The 17422-nt window shown below is 42.6% G+C and carries 15 protein-coding genes; 6 read left to right on the top strand and 9 right to left on the bottom strand.

The window, feature by feature from the left end:
* Positions 1 to 3: 3 nt before the first annotated feature.
* Positions 4 to 1878: a patatin-like phospholipase family protein gene (locus tag DTQ70_RS01575; RefSeq protein ID WP_122934231.1), complete on the bottom strand. Its 1875-nt coding sequence runs from the start codon at positions 1876 to 1878 to the stop codon at positions 4 to 6.
* A 180-nt stretch (positions 1879 to 2058) separates the two neighbouring features.
* Entirely contained in the window at positions 2059 to 4461 is a 2403-nt protein-coding gene (locus DTQ70_RS01580; RefSeq protein WP_122929181.1) for a TonB-dependent receptor, read from the bottom strand.
* A gap of 199 nt (positions 4462 to 4660) precedes the next feature.
* Here DTQ70_RS01580 and DTQ70_RS01585 point away from each other — a divergent pair, with 199 nt between their 5' ends.
* Together DTQ70_RS01585 and DTQ70_RS01590 are read left to right on the top strand one after the other, a co-directional pair.
* A complete protein-coding gene (locus tag DTQ70_RS01585) occupies positions 4661 to 5734 on the top strand; it encodes a sensor histidine kinase (RefSeq protein WP_122929182.1) in 1074 nt (357 codons plus the stop codon).
* Between the two features lie 5 nt (positions 5735 to 5739).
* The gene (locus DTQ70_RS01590) at positions 5740 to 6471 is read left to right on the top strand and encodes a LytTR family DNA-binding domain-containing protein (RefSeq protein WP_122929183.1); all 732 of its coding nucleotides are present in this window, start codon (positions 5740 to 5742) and stop codon (positions 6469 to 6471) included.
* 118 nt (positions 6472 to 6589) lie between these two features.
* Here the strand turns inward: DTQ70_RS01590 and hxsC are convergent, their stop codons facing one another.
* The 5 genes from hxsC to DTQ70_RS01615 are packed head-to-tail and all read right to left on the bottom strand — an operon-like array spanning position 6590 to position 13559.
* Positions 6590 to 7741: a His-Xaa-Ser system radical SAM maturase HxsC gene (gene hxsC, locus DTQ70_RS01595; RefSeq protein ID WP_164489804.1), complete on the bottom strand. Its 1152-nt coding sequence runs from the start codon at positions 7739 to 7741 to the stop codon at positions 6590 to 6592.
* A gap of 13 nt (positions 7742 to 7754) precedes the next feature.
* The gene (gene hxsB, locus DTQ70_RS01600; protein WP_122929185.1) at positions 7755 to 9248 is read right to left on the bottom strand and encodes a His-Xaa-Ser system radical SAM maturase HxsB; all 1494 of its coding nucleotides are present in this window, start codon (positions 9246 to 9248) and stop codon (positions 7755 to 7757) included.
* A gap of 6 nt (positions 9249 to 9254) precedes the next feature.
* Positions 9255 to 10646: an MBOAT family protein gene (locus DTQ70_RS01605; RefSeq protein ID WP_164489805.1), complete on the bottom strand. Its 1392-nt coding sequence runs from the start codon at positions 10644 to 10646 to the stop codon at positions 9255 to 9257.
* A gap of 23 nt (positions 10647 to 10669) precedes the next feature.
* Entirely contained in the window at positions 10670 to 12691 is a 2022-nt protein-coding gene (locus DTQ70_RS01610) for an alginate O-acetyltransferase AlgX-related protein (RefSeq protein ID WP_122929187.1), read from the bottom strand.
* 7 nt (positions 12692 to 12698) lie between these two features.
* Positions 12699 to 13559 (bottom strand): peptidoglycan-binding protein, encoded by an 861-nt coding sequence (locus tag DTQ70_RS01615; protein ID WP_122929188.1) that lies wholly within the window; start codon positions 13557 to 13559, stop codon positions 12699 to 12701.
* An 83-nt stretch (positions 13560 to 13642) separates the two neighbouring features.
* Between DTQ70_RS01615 and hxsD the strand changes: the two genes are divergently transcribed.
* Positions 13643 to 14023, top strand: coding sequence for a His-Xaa-Ser system protein HxsD (gene hxsD / locus DTQ70_RS01620; protein ID WP_206019623.1), 381 nt, complete (start codon positions 13643 to 13645; stop codon positions 14021 to 14023).
* Between the two features lie 188 nt (positions 14024 to 14211).
* Here the strand turns inward: hxsD and DTQ70_RS01625 are convergent, their stop codons facing one another.
* The gene (locus DTQ70_RS01625; RefSeq protein WP_164489806.1) at positions 14212 to 14475 is read right to left on the bottom strand and encodes a hypothetical protein; all 264 of its coding nucleotides are present in this window, start codon (positions 14473 to 14475) and stop codon (positions 14212 to 14214) included.
* 271 nt (positions 14476 to 14746) lie between these two features.
* The gene (locus DTQ70_RS31175; RefSeq protein ID WP_255417947.1) at positions 14747 to 14875 is read right to left on the bottom strand and encodes a hypothetical protein; all 129 of its coding nucleotides are present in this window, start codon (positions 14873 to 14875) and stop codon (positions 14747 to 14749) included.
* Positions 14876 to 15012: 137 nt separating this feature from the next.
* Between DTQ70_RS31175 and DTQ70_RS31030 the strand changes: the two genes are divergently transcribed.
* The 3 genes from DTQ70_RS31030 (at position 15013) to DTQ70_RS01635 (ending at position 17383) form a co-directional block, all read left to right on the top strand.
* Positions 15013 to 15189 carry an AAA family ATPase gene (locus tag DTQ70_RS31030; protein WP_229600170.1) on the top strand — a complete coding sequence of 59 codons (177 nt, stop codon included), beginning with the start codon at positions 15013 to 15015 and terminating at the stop codon, positions 15187 to 15189.
* Positions 15190 to 15230: 41 nt separating this feature from the next.
* Positions 15231 to 15854 carry a DUF4143 domain-containing protein gene (locus DTQ70_RS01630; RefSeq protein ID WP_229600052.1) on the top strand — a complete coding sequence of 208 codons (624 nt, stop codon included), beginning with the start codon at positions 15231 to 15233 and terminating at the stop codon, positions 15852 to 15854.
* A gap of 317 nt (positions 15855 to 16171) precedes the next feature.
* Complete coding sequence (locus tag DTQ70_RS01635; protein WP_122929191.1) at positions 16172 to 17383, top strand: site-specific integrase; 1212 nt, start codon at positions 16172 to 16174, stop codon at positions 17381 to 17383.
* Positions 17384 to 17422 lie beyond the last annotated feature (39 nt).

Here is a 17422-nt window from a genome sequence, read left to right on the forward strand (position 1 = left end):
ACTTTAGGATTTGTACGAAGCCAACTCTTCACTACTCATGTTTTGGAGAACCTCTTTGGCGTGCTCATAGCCTTTTTCGACAATGGTGTCGAAGGCTGCCCAACTCACGATCCCAAAGCGGCTCACGTCGGGGTTGAAATACAAATCGGAGTAGCTGATGGCTTCGTTGCGCCGCGCGGCACTGTAGAGCAAGGTCGCATTGAGCAACAACGAGGTAAGCGAAGGCAATCGATATTTACGCTGTTTTTTGGGACGAAATCGGTCTTGTAATAACTGCTTGGGACTAGGAATTTCCTCTAAATCAAGTCGATAGTTTTGGTCGCGGGCTAAGTCCACGCCAATCACTTTGCCTACCTTGGCACGGCTCATCACGTCGGCAGGAAAATTGTTGAACGTCCCGCCGTCCACCAGCAGGTCGTCGCCGTCAATAATCGGCGGAAATACGCCTGGAATGGCCGTAGAGGCCAACAGGTATTTGCTCATAGAACCACGGGTGTGCACTTCCTCGCGGGCTTGGGTATAATTGCTTGACACCACAAAAAGCGTTAGCCACGTATCTTCTATGTCGATTTGGCGAACACCTACGAAGGCTTCAATCGTGTCGTCAATCATCTGTTTGATGCGTTTGCCGCGAATGAGTGAAATAAAAGGGAGCCAATTGTAGTCTTTGGTTGGATTAAACATGGCTCCCTTTTTCATAATACGTTGCACCGTTTCGGAAGGCTCTCCAAACGATACCGCCGCCGCCACCATCGCGCCCACGCTCGTTCCACCCACAAAATCAATGGGGATGCCAAATTCTTCCAAAGCGCGCATCACCCCAATGTGTGCAAACCCTTTGGCTCCTCCGCCCGCCACCACAAAACCAATGGCCGTTGCACTGAGAATACGGGCCAACCGCTTCATATCCTGAGGACTTTTTCGGCGCAAATGGTAGTGAGATTTTACGTTTGGACGCAAACTCAGCCACTCGCGGGTGTGGCGCGGCGAAACTGTATCGGACGGATGCAGCAACACCAACACTTGCGGAACGCCAGTCGTGGCAGACCTAGAATTGATACTTTGTTCGTGCGATACCAGCTCCGCAGGCTGCGTAGCGTCTGCAATAAGTATAATTTCATCGGCTTGGCGAATACACCGCTGCGTCCATTCGGTGTTTTCGGAGTCCGTCACGTAGAGCATATACTCGTGTTTCGACTCCTGATTATCAAGCCACTGTGATAATTCGTGGTAGGCTTTTCTATCGTTTTTACTGGTTTGGGAAAAACCTGTAATGCCATGAAACTCGTCCACCGCCGTGCTTGAGGCCAGATATGAGGTTCCCTTAGCGCTTAATGCTTGGTACAAATCGTGAGCGAAATCGGGTAGAGAAATGCTGCCGTGTAAGGCCAATAAACAAATATTAACGGGCTTCTTTACGCTTTTGCGTCCCCCCTGTGAGTTTTTTAATCGGCTGATAATGAGTTTGGTGACGTTCATGGAAACGGCTGGGTAGTCTAGGATGACCTTTTCAAAGACTTCCTTTGACAGCTTTACCAAAACACTATCACGGATGGCGACAATTGTGGCTGAGCGAGGTTCTCCCGTAAAAATGGCCATTTCACCCACGGTTTCACCGCGCATAATTTCCCCGATGACCTTCTGGGTTCCCTCCTCGGTCGTTATTTGGGCCTGTAGGCGTCCGCTAATGACAAAATAGAGCGAGTCACCGACGTCTTTTTGGGCAAAAAGCTGTTCGCCTCCGCCTATTTCCACCCATTGGAGTTGAGGTTCGAGGCTATGTAGCAGGGTATCGTCAAAATCACCAAAAATACGGGTAAGGTTTTTACGAAGCAGTTCACGGTGGAACTGGTTTGCGAGTGGTTGAATGAGAGCCATAAAGTTGAGGGTCAAAGCGTGAGTAGGGTACTGATACACAATCAGTATGGCAATGATAACGAATTTTTTTGAAAAATACCTACTCACTAAAAATGCCCTACTTGCCTGTAGGGATGGGCAAGGTAGGGCATGAGAAAAAGGGTTAATAATAAGGAAGAGATGCTCTGAAGGCTGAAAGAATCAATTAATCCTGTTTTTCTCCTCTTCAACCCCCGTTTGTCGTTGCCGCGCCGATTTAACTTGTTTATTGCCAAAGTTATAACTCAAGTTGATTCGGACAGTACGACTTTCCCAGCCGCCCGAACCTGTGATGCGTAGTCCGCCGAATTGGGTTGTACCTCGCCAAGGAGAGGTGTAAAATACATCGCTGATGGCCACGCGGAATGATACTTTTTCTTTGAGGATACGTTTTTGAAGTGCAAAGTCGAGCGAACCTTGGCTGCGCGTAACGTAGGTGCCGCCCCAAATACCGGGAGAACTGTACCAACCCGATACTTCTAAGTTCCACTTTAGGGGTAAGCTAAAGGTGTTTTGCCCGTACAGACTCAACACGTTGGCTTTCACGTTCATAAATTTCTTCTCGTCAGATGTAAAAGCGGTGTGGTACGCATCGAGGCTGACATACACATTCCACCACTTAGCCGCCTGAAACGGATACGAAACGCCCAAGTTGATGATTTGCTGGTCGGCGATGTTACGCTCCATCATAAAATTGCGATTGTAGCCCGTAGTATCGGTAATTTGGGCAAAAAAATCACGGACGTAGCTGTAGCTCAGCGAGGTCGTCAGGGTGTATTTGTAAGTATGGGCAAGTTTGAGGTTGTTGACGTATTGGGGCTGCAAAAACGCATTCCCTTTTTGGTAGGTCAATTCATCTAATTGCCACTCGAAAGGGTTAAGAGATTGATACGTAGGTCGTTCGATGCGGCGGCTGTATGTCAACGCAAAGCTGTTGTTGGGATTGGCGTTGTAGGTGATACCACCGCTGGGAAAGAGATTGGTGTAGTTGCGGCGCACAAAAGCATCGGCATTTTTTTGCGTTCCAGTCAATTTTCCTTCCGACACCGTTTGCTCGGCGCGAAGACCAAATTGAAGGTCGAATTTTTGATGGCTTCGGTTGTAGTTGACGTAAGCGGCGTTGATTTGTTCGGTATAAACAAAATTGTTGGAGCGATTGGCATTGAAAGCGTCTGTGCCGTCAACCACATCGTAGAAATCGAAGGTATTGTTCGTTTTTACAATCGATAGTTTTGCTCCCATTCCTAATTTCCCTTTCAGAAATGGCTGTTCGTAGTCAACTTTGGCCGAAAAAATGCCAATATCAGTTGGGGTTTTCATGCGGTAAATTTGACTGAACAACGTTTGGGTTTCGGTCCCGTTTTTATAAAAATTGGGCTGATAACTGTGGCGATTGCTGTTGTACGAACCCAAGTCAACGTCCACGTTCAAAACGTGGCCAAGGGTATCTGCGAAACGATAGTTGGTGTTGAGATACAAGTTGTTGCTGTGCTGTTGAGCGGTATTATCGGCAATCAAAACCTGCGTCGGGAGCGTACTGTTTTGGGGGTAAATGGGCGTCCGACTGAGCGACGTATTGTCGTTGGCATTGAGGTTGGCGTTCAAAATAAAGCCAAACGTACTTTTTGTCGATGCAAAGTAGTCCATGCCAAGTTTGATGTTATTGCTTTGGTTGTGGTTGATGGTCTCGGCTTTTTGGTCAAAAATGGTATTGACTTGTTCGCGGTAAAAATTCAAATACGACCAATTTTGTCCCGTTCGGTTGCTGTACGTGCCAAAAAAGTTGGTTTTTCGGTTTCGATGGTTGAACGACACCGACCCATTAACTTTTCCAAAACGCCCATAACCATACCCCAGCGCCAACGACCCGTTGGTACCGAAGCGTTTGTCTTTTTTGAGTCGGATGTTGATGATACCCGCATTGCCTGCGGCATCGTAGCGAGCGGAGGGTTGGGTGATTATTTCAATGGCTTCAATGTCAGAGGCTTGGAGTGATTTTAGGAATTGGTTCAGGTCTGCACCTTGCAATACCGAAGGCTTACCGTCAATGAAAATTCGGACGCCCGTTTTACCTTCGAGAATGATGTTTTCGTTGTTGTCCAACACCACCCCTGGCGATTTTCGCAGCAGTTCCAAGCCCGTTGTTCCAGTAGCACTCAGGGAAGATTGGACGTTGAAAACCGTTTTGTCCGAAAGAACCTCGACCAACGGTTTTTGGGCTTTAACTTTCACTTCGGCCAGCTGATTATCGCTGCGCAAAACAAAGGCGTCGAAGTCAATGTTGGTATCTATGAGCTTGAAATTGACCGAGCGGTATTTTTGAAAACCCACGCTGCTAATGACCAAATAGTAGTGCTCGGGGGCAATACCGCTCATTTTAAAATGACCATTTTCGGTGCTGCTTTCAACTTTTACGAGGCTGGAGTCGCCTACTTTAAAAAGGGAGGCAGTGGCAAAGGGAATGCCTTCGTTTTGTTCGTTTTTTGCCAATCCTGAAACGGAAAAGCGCTGGGCCATTGATACGGTGGTTAATAAAACGAGTAATGGAAGTAAGATGGTTTTCATGGTTGCGATGGTTGATGGGACAAAGTTGCAGTCCTGACGAAACCCATCAAAGAGACATTCGGTGAATTGACAAATAACCCGACGAATGACTTCTTGTGCAGTTGAACGGCTTATACGGCAATTCGTCGAAAAAACGTAGCAGAATCGAATTATTTGTGGGAGATTTGAAACACATTCACAAAAAATACGGCGTAGAAAAATGATAAATTGGCAAAAAAAACTCATTTGGAGAATTCGGCTTGGAGAACTGCTAGCCGTCGTTGGAGTTTACTTTGTGTTGTATGCTTTGTATTGTTTGACGTTGACATTCAATGAGTTGTCGTACGTTAAAATGACGTATGGCGCACTGCTTCTCAACTATGCCGTCAGCCAATTTTTTGATTATGCCTTAAAATTTATCCTGACCATTCCCCTTTGGTATTTCTACTTTCGCGTGATTCCACATTGGAAGCTTTCGACCAAGATTCTTTTGCACGTATTCACCATGTTACTTTTTGTTTTTACGTGGCAAAAAGCGTTCTATTTTACGATGGAAGCCTTGGGGCGTGGGCATTTGCGAGGGTCGAGTCAAGTGTGGGATATTTACATTCCTGCGCTTATTTACGTCATTCAATTTGGTTTTTTTCACGCCTACGAATACCATTTGCACTATCAACGCCAAAAAGAAACTGAAAATGCCCTTCGACAGGCGTCGTTGGAAAGCGAACTTTCGGCCATCAAAGCCCAGCTTAATCCGCATTTTTTGTACAACGTCTTCAATACCATCAGCGCGTCGGTACCGCCCGAAATGGAAGACACACGGGAGATGATTGCGAAATTGGCCGATTTGTTTCGGTACCAGTTGAAAGCATCTCGGGTGGATTTTGTCAAACTGAAAGACGAGATGGAGTTTGTTGAAAAATATCTTGCCTTGGAAAAAGACCGTTTTGGCAGCAGGTTGCAAACAACGATTGAGATGGACGAAGCATTGATGTCCGAACGGGTGCCACCGATGTTGCTTCAGCCGATTGTGGAGAATGCCATCAAACACGGTATTTCACCCAAAATCGAAGGGGGAGAAGTGAAAATAACAATCAAAAAAAGTACCTACGACTTGATAGTGGAGATTACAGACACGGGGGTTGGGTTGGTCAATGAAGGAGAAATTATTGGAAAAGGCGTGGGGTTGACCAACACAAAATTGCGCTTAGAAAAGATGTTTGGGAAAACGTTACATTTTCAACAAAACCAACCGAGCGGTTTTCGAGTTTGGTTTGAAATACCACTCCAATAACAGCCATGCAAAAAATAGTAATTGCCGACGACGAAGCGGCGGGACGTACGCTCATCAAGCAATATTTGCAGGAATACCCTACGATGATTGTGGTAGGGGAGGCCAACAATGGCGTCGATGCCGTCAAGATTATCAATGAATTTAAACCCGATGTGGTGTTTTTGGACATTCAAATGCCTGGCCTGACGGGTTTTGACGTGCTGACGCATTTGGAAGAAATTCCGCAGATAATTTTCTCAACTGCTTACGATCAATACGCTTTGCAGGCTTTTGAAGTCCATGCGATTGATTATTTGCTGAAGCCTTACACGGGGGGGCGTTTCAGGGCGGCCATTCAAAAATTGCGGTTGAATCAGAGCCAGAATTTAACCCCCGTTCAACCGTTGGCCGAAAGCCTCATCAATCCCTTGCAGTATCCCGAAAAGATTCTCATTCAGCAAAATCAAAAACTGGTGACAGTCAATGTTCGCGACATCATCTGGATTTCAGCCGAGGGTGATTATTCCAAAATTATAACTAACCGAGGCAATTATTTGAGCAATTACGGCATTAGCCAGCTCGAACTAAAACTCAACCCGCAGCACTTTATTCGGGTGCATCGCTCTTCCATCATTCACTTGGAGTTTGTAAAAGAAATCCAGAAACAACTCAGCAGCTACGATGTCATTATGCAAAACGGCGATTGGGTGCGCGTCAGCCGAGGCTACATGGATAACATTAAGAAATTGACGTATTGAGGGGGTTGATGATGGGTGAACATATTCTATTCACCGCATGTTGTGCGGTAAATGTAGTGTCTAATTACCGCACAACATGCAGTCTATTTTGTCAGCCCGACTTAGAAAAAAATTATGATTAAGAGTTGAAAGCTTTAATGAATTTACTGTGAGCGCCTTTCGCAGATGAAGCAAATAACCCGCCACAATCTGATAATTTACTGCAATTCTGGCATTCATCCAGATAGATATTTTTCCAATCCGAAATAGATTTACGCATAAAAGGCCAAAGCTCTTCTGGCATCAGGCATAGTTGAATGTTATATATAGATACGTTCATTCCCTGAGTAATAAGATACATTACACTTTCCGTTAATTCACGTTGGTAATCGACTGGATCCATCCACAGGAGTTCAAAGTTGGACCGGGCATAGCCCATATTTTCTAATCCCATGAAGGCAATATGTTCAACAAAAGGCAAATTTTTGTAGATGTATTGAGCCAACTTTACTAGGCGGGGTATCGTTAATTGATGTAATACAATTCGTATTTCAATCCGACTGTCATACTTTGCCAAGTTGTAAAGTCCTGAAACGGTTTGTGTAAACGCCCCCTTTGCCTGTACTGTATGATCGTGAATTTGATAATAGTCCGAGTAAAGGGGGATACCCAGCATACTCCTTCTGTAATTGAGATCCCCGTATCTTTTGGCAAGTTCTGATTTGGCAAAGAGTCTTCCATTAGTCAGAATATGAAGCTCTGTCTCGGGTAATTCTGATTTCAGCAATTCCAGCAATTCGAAGAATGAATCTCCCAGCAACATAGGCTCGCCTCCTGTAAGACCTAACTCCCTGCAATCCTTTGGAAGCATCGGAATGAGTTTTTTATAAAGCCATACAAAATAGGGAATATCATCACGATCTTTAGGGGGCTGTGAACACATCAGACAGTTACTGTTGCAGCGTTCTGTCAGTAATAGTGTATTATGACGGGAACCGATCCTGTATAGTGTATTTACGTTTCCCTCGGGACTAACCACGACAATATCGCCTTCCTCAAGATGGGAAAGTGTAGCCAGCCTGTAGACGACCGGCAAACCTGACTGCGCAGTAGGCTCATACTGCTGAGAGGTAAGAATACCGATGTAATGGCCAGTGGTTTTCGTATCTACGTTTGGTGTGAGTAAAAAATAGGATAGTTCTGTTTCCTTATTTATGTTCCTGGTTACCCTTCCTACCAAAGGAGAATTTATCCCGCGAGCAATGCCACGTATATGTAATAACGTTGTCATGGTTTTAAAGCTTTTAACAATTACTGACCCAACGGCTGAAAATCGCAAGTACTTCCTGATCATTATCCATCAGTTCCAGCAGATAACGAATAATTTCCATGTTCTTTTGACAAAAACCGCTGTCTGGACGATAGCCCGCCATATCTCCCTGAGTGGCATGGTGATATACAGGGTCGGCACCGCAGTAGCTTTGGAACGCACAATCCGAACACCCGGCTAAGGATTCATTTGACCAATTCTGAGCTATTTCATAGGCTTTCGGTCCGTAAAAAATATCCTCATATGAATTTTTATTCAAATCCCCCAGGCAAAAGGTGTCATCCTGCATCTCGGCCAGCATTCGGGCTTCATCGGAAGCATAGATTTTTCCATTATAGTTAAACAGCACAACGCTGTTAATAAGGCCAGACGGGGATTGTAAATCTACATAACCAACTGGAAAGGGAGTAAGGATTTTTCTCAGTATGATGCTCGCATAATCCTCCACCAGATGGTAGCCCTGTCGATTATAGGCCAGAATATGCTCCAGCGCCCTTTTATAGAACTTCAGAAAAGTTTCTGTCTCATAGCTGTTTTTTCGAACGTTTCGACGCGCGAATCCATAAGGGCTTATCGGGCGCAGAAAAATGTTTTTAAAGCCTAATTTTACGTATTCATCCACTATTTCTACAGGATAGTCCAGTGAACGCGAGGCTGTTGTCATCAGTGCCGACACCTTTTCTTCTCCCAGTACCTGCCTTGCACGTTCAATGCCTTTTACCGCCATTTCATAACTATTATTGCCCAGACGCTTGCGATTCGCATTATGCAAGTTACTTGGTCCATCAATGGAGGTGGATAAAAGAATACCGTGTTCTCGACAGAACGCCAGTATGTCCTCGGTTAAAGGGGCTAAATTAGAACAGATGACAATGTTTAGTTGTTTCCCCAATTGACGCGCCAAGGATTCAGCCTTTCGGACGGCATACACAATCTTCTCAAAGGCCAGTAAAGGTTCCCCTCCCTGAAATTCGAGTGTTACATTGGGATTCGGCGATTGCATCATCAGTTCAATACCTTTGTCCAAGTGGTCATACGACATATCAAAGGCGCTTTTATCCTGAGTTACCCGTGATACCTGACAGTAATGACAGGTGTGTTCACACCGAAGGGTAAGTACAAAAATGTGCAAAGCTGTAAAATCATCTAAAAATGACTTCTTGGTACGATATCTGGTAGCGAGCACATCAATAAGCGGGGGAACAGGGGTTTGAGAAATAAAAAAATTGGCTGTCAAATCGGCATATAGTTCTTCTTCTTGTTTAATTCTGCGTTCCACGATTCTTTGTGCTGTTCCCTGGGGGACCATTAAATAATCACCTACCTCGTTAACCAAGACTTCTCGCTCTGTATTAAGAGCTGCAAAGCGAAACGGCAACAGGTAATAATTTGCATTGTTTGCAGTGCTGAAATTAGAAAGAGATTTAAAGGCCCTGAACTCTTTCTGTTTTTGTGAAAGGCTTTCCAAAGTATTTTAAAATTGATAGTAAATGAATGAATTGCTGGCCCAATCTCCAAAAAGTATCATCAGAATAAGCAGCAAATCCATAAGAATAAGGCGTTTTATACTGATGGTTCGATCAATTGGTGATTGCAGTAAATTTTTCAGAATACCTGTGTACTCAATCAATAGAAAGAGTAACAGCAGGGAAAGAATAATACTCAGAGAAGCTGGACTTATTATTGTATGTTGATACAGTTGCTGAAGCCCCTCAGTTGCTGCCTGAGATAATGATAATACGTGAATGTGCGAAAAGGAAGTGAATATATAAACCGCCTGAGACAGAGATTGAGCTCGGAAAAATACCCATCCCAATGTTACCAGTGTAAACGTTAGAGCTACCTGCAATGCATACGGTATCCGAATCAAAATTTTTTGACCTTCATGGGTAATTATATAGAGTATTCCGTGAAAAAGACCCCAGGCGACAAAGGTTAAATTAGCACCGTGCCAAAGGCCGCTTAATAAAAATACTAGAAGTATCCTCGCCTTGTGAGGCACAACTTTTTCAAGAGGGACATAAAGATAATCTTTGAACCAGTAGTGTAATGTACGGTGCCAACGTTGCCAAAAAATCTGCAATGAAGATGAGCCGAAAGGATTACAGAAGTTGGGTGATAAGTTGACACCAAATGTCAGAGCAGCTCCTCGGGCGATGTCTGTGTAGCCCGAAAAATCGCAGTATATCTGTCCAGAAAACAAGATAGTAGCTGCCAGTAACAGAATTGGATTGAATAGTTGAGGATTCGAAAATACTGGATCAACTACCAAAGCCAATTTATCGGCCACTAGAACTTTTTTATAATATCCCCAAACAATAAACTTAGTGCCCTGTACAATCCAGCTAAACTGAGTGGGAGATTTGAAGGTGAGCTGTGGAATCAATGTCCCGACCCGTTCTATGGGACCCGCCAGCAGTTGAGGGAAAAAAGCTTTGAAAAGTGCGAACGAAAGCAAATCGGGAGGGGCTGTCTCTCTTCGGTACACATCAATCAGATAAGAAATAGCCTGTAAGCATATAAAAGAAATCCCTAACGGCAGAACTAAAGATGTAACTGGGGAGAATCCGATTGCCTCCAAAAAGAAATTTCGATATTTAAAATAAGACAGTAAAGCTATATTTAATCCAATACCCGCCGCTAACAATTCTTTTCTGTGACCTGTAGATTTGTCAAGCCATAGAGAGATTATAAAATTTAGTATGGTGGAACCCAGAAGCAGTGGCAGGAACAACGGATTCCACCAGCCATAAAAAAAATAACTGGACAGCAATAACCAGTGTAATCTCTGGCGTGCTGGCAGCAGATTAAACAGCGTCAAAACTGTCAGTAAGAAAATTACAAATGGGATGGAATTAAACAGCATTTGATGAAAGGTTCTGCCTGCAGCTACCGTCCCAACGGTTTTCGGTAAATACTTTGAAACATACCAAACTTGCCAGCATAAGCGATAACACTTTCTTTGGGATGGTAGACGGGATCCCATTCATCTCCCAATGAACGGGTAAGTTGCCGATTTTGCCCACTGCTGAGCGAAAGTTCAAAAAGGTCCCAGTTGCCATTTTTTCTAGCAGTGTATAAGATGTAAGAACCGTCGGGTGAAATCACTGGATCCCACTCGTCAAAGGAAGTACGAGTAAGCTGTTCTTCTTTCTCGGTTTTTAAATCCAATTTATATAGATCAAAATTACCGTTACGCTTGGATATATAAATTACAAAATCTTCATTAGGGGCTATTACTGGCCGCCAGCTCTCAAATAGACCTCGTGTTACAGCTTTTTTAGTTCCGAGTTCCATATCTAAAAGAATTATTTGTGGATTTGAATATTGCTCAGTTTTCGCGTCATAGAACCAGCCAGCATATGTTAGGTGCCGACCGCTGGGTGAGAAGGTTGCGATTGCTCCATACTCATTCTTACCATTGGTGATATACCGTCGATTGGAACCGTTTGAGTTCATTATCGCCACCTTAGTTTGGTTTTCTGCTGGGTCGCCTTCCGTAAAAACAATTAAGGATTGGTTTGGCGAAAGCATCGGATGGCTTTCATCAACCTTATTAAAAGTTAGCCGATGAGACTGATTATTCTTCATTTCATTAAGGAATAGCTCCATCGTGCCGTCACGGATTGATTGATAAGTAAAAAGCTGTCCATCTAGGCTGTAGGCAGGATATCTGTCTGAAAACAGTTCCTTACTAATAAGATTCACATCGCTAGACTCATCTTTTAAATGACGGCTGATAATGTCCGCTGTTGTTTGATGGCCATGTGGATTAAGATGTTCATCATACTCAAAAAACTGTAATTGAGTAATCTCCTGAAAGCCTGGCAGTAAATCAATCAATTGAATATGGAGTGAATCTGCCAAATGGCTTACAATTTTATTCGGCTTGAGTAAATCCAATTGCTCGGGATGTATCTTAAATGAAGTGATAACCTCATCCAGGTAACGGAAATAAGTCTGTTCTTTAGTGGGAATAAGAATTATGACTAGTTCAGCACCATCGGCTTTTACTTCTTGAGCCAGAGCGGAAACATAATGAGCGAATGCCTTTAAATCAGCTTCTTTAACGGAAGAAGTTTCGTTGTAGAATATATTGTAGGTCGCATTATCCTTTTGGGTAGGATAAAAAGGCTCTGTCCATCTTCCCAGAGGCAATTCCCCTGGAGGCTTGTAACGGATGTTAAACAGTAGGTAACGAGCTAGATCTGAGTATTGCATGAGATACTCTGTCCATGAATTACGGCGAGGAGCAACATTCATGAAGTCATTGAAATTGCAAATTTGCAGGAAAACCTTTTTTGGTTTTAATTTCCTTCCTTCAGCTCGGTAATAGTGATACTCGTCGGCGACAGAAAAACCGCTGATTCCCGCATTAACAATTACTTTGTTTGGAAAATAACGATAAAGTTGAGAGGTATAAAGTTCTTCGAACGGAACCTGAGCGCCCTGCGTGAAGGAATCACCAAGAAATAACCAGTCGCAATGCGTAACATTTTCATTGGCGGCAGCAAATTCAGGAATTCTGTATCCCTGTTGATTTGTTTTATAAGTAACTGAATACTCTTTATCTTCCAGATGAGAAAGCAGATGGGGCTTATTAAAGTAATAATCGTCTCGAATTGTATAAAGATTTTCAATTACATACTCGGGGAATCCATGTCGAAATGTGACTTCGAGATGGAAGCATATCGATCCTACGGTTAATACGTTAACCAGAAGTGTGAAAGCCCAATCTGCTCCTTTTAGATAAGTATAAATCAGTAGAAAGGTAAAGCTGGCTACAGACCCAATACACCAGCCGATACTTCCCGTAAGCAGGAAAACGATAACCGGGTTGAACAGCAAAAGTGCCAGCAGTAAAGGCAGAAGGATTGATTTTTGTACGTGCTTGAAGAACAATACTGCCATAATTAGACTATTGTTGTTGAAGCAGTTGCAATAAAGTTCTGTCTACAACCCCTGTTTGAGAAAGCCCGCGTGACAGTTGAAATGCTTTTACTGCCGCTTCGGTTGCGTCATCAAATCTATTATTGAGACCCTCTCCATCCCGTTGTTTTAATAATTTTTTTCTTACAAGCAGTTTTTTCAATTCAAGGACTTCCTGCCCGGTATTTCCCCAGCTTAGTGAACTGTAGCTGTTACTTAAGCCTTCTGATGGAGATGCTGTTGATTTAAGATACATTAAAACGTTAGGACTCACTACTCCATCAACCTTCAGATTATTTTTCTGCTGAAACTGCTTAACAGCTGTTTCGGTTTGTGAATTAAAATAGTTTTCAAGCAGGGATGATATCTCAATAGTATACCCAAGTGTTCGCAGGAGCTGCTTTAGTTGTACGACATCGGCTCCTTCATCATTAAAACGCAGCGTACGATCTCCCAGACTGTATTTGGGAGTGCCTGTAGTAAAAGAATTGGTGCCGGACGAGGATCCTGACGAACTGGAACGGCCTGAGGAAGACGAACCAGAGCTGCCCCTATAGCCTGAGGAAGATGAACCGGAACTGCCTCCATAGCTGGAATAATGTGACCGATGCGATGAATGTGAGCGATGTGAGCGGTGAAAATTCCCTTCATAAGTTCCAGTTTCACTATTCATACGTTTAAGAATGAAACCAGGTTTCTTTAAAATACTAGTAAAATTTCGATTCATCATCTCACTATCATATGTGATTTTGGTAAACTCAGGAATTTCAGCGGCGGCGGCTTGCTCATTGATATTGGTTATAGCCGTTAATGCAATGCTCTGAAGAAGAAGAGGTAGCTTTTTTTTCATAATGATAAAAGTATGATAATTTTTCAGAGGAAAAATATATGTTTGAAAAAAAATATTATCTTACCTAAATAAATGTTTCTCATATGTCGATGCTGCCAACTGGATTGTGTGATCAAATAACAGTAGATTTTCTGGAATTGCATCTTGATGCGCAGGTGTTTAGCCGGGAAGGAATTCTTAAGTGCTTTTATTGGTATTCAAATGTATATCTAATTGAATTAATCCGTGAAGGGAATTGCTTTAAAGTGATTATTAGTTCTAAAAGTGAAACTGGCTTAACTGAACCAGAATACCTTTATAAAAAAATAAAACAGGATCTGCTTGACTTTCAACTTCGGGAAATAATTACTATACAAACTGCGAATGTTCGTGACCTTTTGATTGCTAAAGCATTTGCAAATGGTGCACTTGAACAAGAGATAGATGGTAATTTTGGAGACCCTCTTCAATCGCTAGAAAGATAACTATTGAAAAAGTTCTGTCCTACCTGCTTTCTGATGCAACCATTTTATAGTAGATACTCTGATTTTTCCTTTCAAAAGCATCAGGGGTTAAATAATTGATAGACTTGTGAGGTCGATCAAAATGATATGCCTGATACCACTGTCCAAGTGTTGGTTGAGTTCTGAGAGTGAATAAAACTAATTCAAATTTAAGCATTCTCTTCTGAGTGTACCATTGAGTTGCTCGATGATGCCATTTTGGACGGTCCGCCGCGCAGTCCTTTTCTTGAACATTCATCCACAATGTTGATAATACGTACCCATTGTTGAGTAGGTTCAATAATGACTTCTGAAAAAAAATCCATAGCCCAGCTTTTATTAATAGACTTAGGTGATAATAAATCCCCGAATTCTTCGCGGATTCGGGCTTTTTGAGGCTTTCTGTGCAAGCTTAATTGTGCTTGTTTGTACAAACGATGTCCTCGCTTTTTATAAAAAATGTCTCCCTTGTTGCGTAAATAGGCATAAATCATCGCAAATCCCCATACAATATGATCTTTTCATACTGATTTGTATAAATCAACTAATACCGTATCAGAGATTTCTTTATCTTGTTTCAGTTTACAATGACGACGAGCATACACCGTTTGTCGTCTCCAAGTTAAAAACTTATAAAGTTTGCGTAGGCTTAGACCTTGATTCTTCACTTGGACTTAGCTCAAAAGTTAATCTTTTTCTTCTGAGCTACAAGCTTTTTTGCAATTTCCAATGCATCGCTGATGACTCGCTTTTCCAATCTAATTCAGCGTACATCCGCGCGGGATTGGCTATCCACGACCCAGTTTTTTCGAGGCTATTTGAGTAATTATTCATAAAAACCTTCAAATTTCATCCTTGCAAATCAAACACAATGTGTTATAATTGCAAGGATAATTAAACGTAATACCACCTTAGAAATCGCGCAATTGCTGGAGGAATTTCCCGCCGTTGGCGTATTAGGGCCTCGCCAAGTGGGGAAAACCACGCTGGCGCAGGAATTGGCTGATACCATGAGTCCCCAGCCCGTTTACCTTGATCTGGAAAGTCCCCGAGATCGCGCCAAACTCAGCGAACCCGAGGCATATTTTGAATTGCATCAACATCAACTCATCATCTTGGATGAAATTCAAGTGATGCGGCCAGTCTGAGATGGCGACTAAATTTTATCAATACCTACCTAGAACGAGAGGTGCCTCAATTTGGCCCCCGCATTCCAGCGGTTACCTTACGACGTTTATGGACTATGTTGGCCCACAGCCAAGGAGGGCAGTTGAACGTAGCTGCGCTGGGAGCCAATTTGGATATTGCCGCCCCAACTGCCAAGCGTTACATCGAGCTACTAGAAGATCTGCTACTCATTCGAACCCTGCGTCTTTGGTCGGGCAATGTTGGAAAACGCCTTGTCAGGACGCCTAAAGTTTACATTCGAGACAGTGGTTTGACCCATGCGCTGTTGAACCTGACTTCATTGGATGATTTATTGGGGCATCCTGTGGTTGTAGCCAGCTGGGAAGGATTTGTAATTGAAAATCTGTTATCCGTGTTGCCGCCAGGACTAACGCCGTGGTTTTATCGTACATCCGCAGGAGCAGAAATTGATTTGGTCATCGAAAAAAATAGCCAACAACGTTATGCGATTGAAATAAAACGCTCACAGGCACCTTCTGTGTCTAAAGAGTTTTATTTAGGGTGTGAAGACCTACAGGCAACCAAACAATTTGTCGTTTATTCAGGGACAGAAAGGTTTCCCATTTCCAAAAACGTCACTGCCGTCTCATTGCTTGAGATGATGGGCGAAATAAGCCGTTGGTGAAAAATAAGGGTAACGCTTCTCGTACTACTAAAAATAAATTATTTCCCAACAAAAAAAGCCGTTACAACTTGCGTTATAACGGCTTTTACCGATGGTGGTGATGGACGGAATCGAACCGCCGACACAAGGATTTTCAGTCCTTTGTCAAATCCTTTTCAATTACATTGAAAGGTTTGTATATATCTTATATTCACACATTTATTGTTAGTTTGGTCTTATATGTATTCATGTGGATTCATACAAAAACACATTTTGTTTACGAATAGTTTACGAATTTTTTTTCGTATCTTTGATACTAAGGTAACCATTAATGAATCATGGCAACAATCAAAGCAGTTATCAAACCCGACAAAAAAAAGGATGGGACATTTCCTATTGTCATCAGAATTACCAAGAACCGTAAAACAAACTATGAACCTATTGGGTATAGTGTAACACTGGATCAATGGGATTCCGCAAAGGGATGTGCTCGTAAAAATTATCCGAACTCAGTGCGGCTTAATAACCTCATTGCAAAACGCATTGCGGAATTAAGTGCCAAAGCAATTGAACTTGAAACAGAAAAGCAAGAAGTTACAGCAAGCTATATCAAGAAAAGTAATAAGAAAGCTCCTGCTGCGATGTTCTTTCCACAAGCAGAATTATATCTATCAAGTCTTAAAGCAGCAGGGAAATACAACCAATATACTGCAGATAAACCCAGAGTGAAGCACTTTAGAGATTTTTTAAAACGAGACATTGCCTTTCAGGAGATAGAAGTTTCGACGCTTGAAGCGTTTAAGTCCTATGTCAAAAACACTTTGAAGCTGTCTGAAAGATCGGCCATGAATCATCTCTCTATGGTACGTTCAGTTTTCAGCCATGCCAAAAGAGATAAGTTGATAAAAGCGGATAGCTCTCCCTTCGGCAAGGGAAAGATGATTATTAAATTCCCTGAAACTGGTAAGGTGGGACTTAATCCTGCTGAAATTAAAAGACTTGAAACAGTAGAACTTCCAGAGAGACCCAGCCATTGCCGTAATCTTTGGTTATTCGCTTACTATTTTGCTGGAATGCGCGTATCGGATGTGTTGAGGCTCCGATGGAGTGATATCCAGGATGGTCGACTTATCTATGTCATGGGTAAAAATGATAAAGTTGGAACATTGAAAGTTCCTGAAAAAGCCAATCAGATTTTAACCCAATATGAGTCGTCAAAAAGATATAAAGATGATTTTATTTTCCCTGAGTTAAAAGATGTAGATGTTAAGGATCAATTTGTATTTGAGCGCACAATTGCATTCAAAACCAGTGCAATTGATAAATGTCTTAAAAAAGACGTCGCACCAGCTGCAAACATAACAAAGAAACTAACAATGCACATCGCACGACACTCATTTGCTAGTGAGGCAGGTGATAAAATTAGCATTCAAATGCTGCAAAAACTTTACAGACATTCCAATATTACAACGACGGTAGGTTATCAGGCATCTTTTATCAACAAGGATGCGGATGATGCCTTGGATGCGGTGTTAAATAGCGGCGCTTAAATCTGAATGTCTAAAATTTGAAAAGAAAATCATTAAAAA

The sequence above is a fragment of the Runella sp. SP2 genome (genome assembly GCF_003711225.1).
Taxonomy (GTDB): domain Bacteria; phylum Bacteroidota; class Bacteroidia; order Cytophagales; family Spirosomataceae; genus Runella.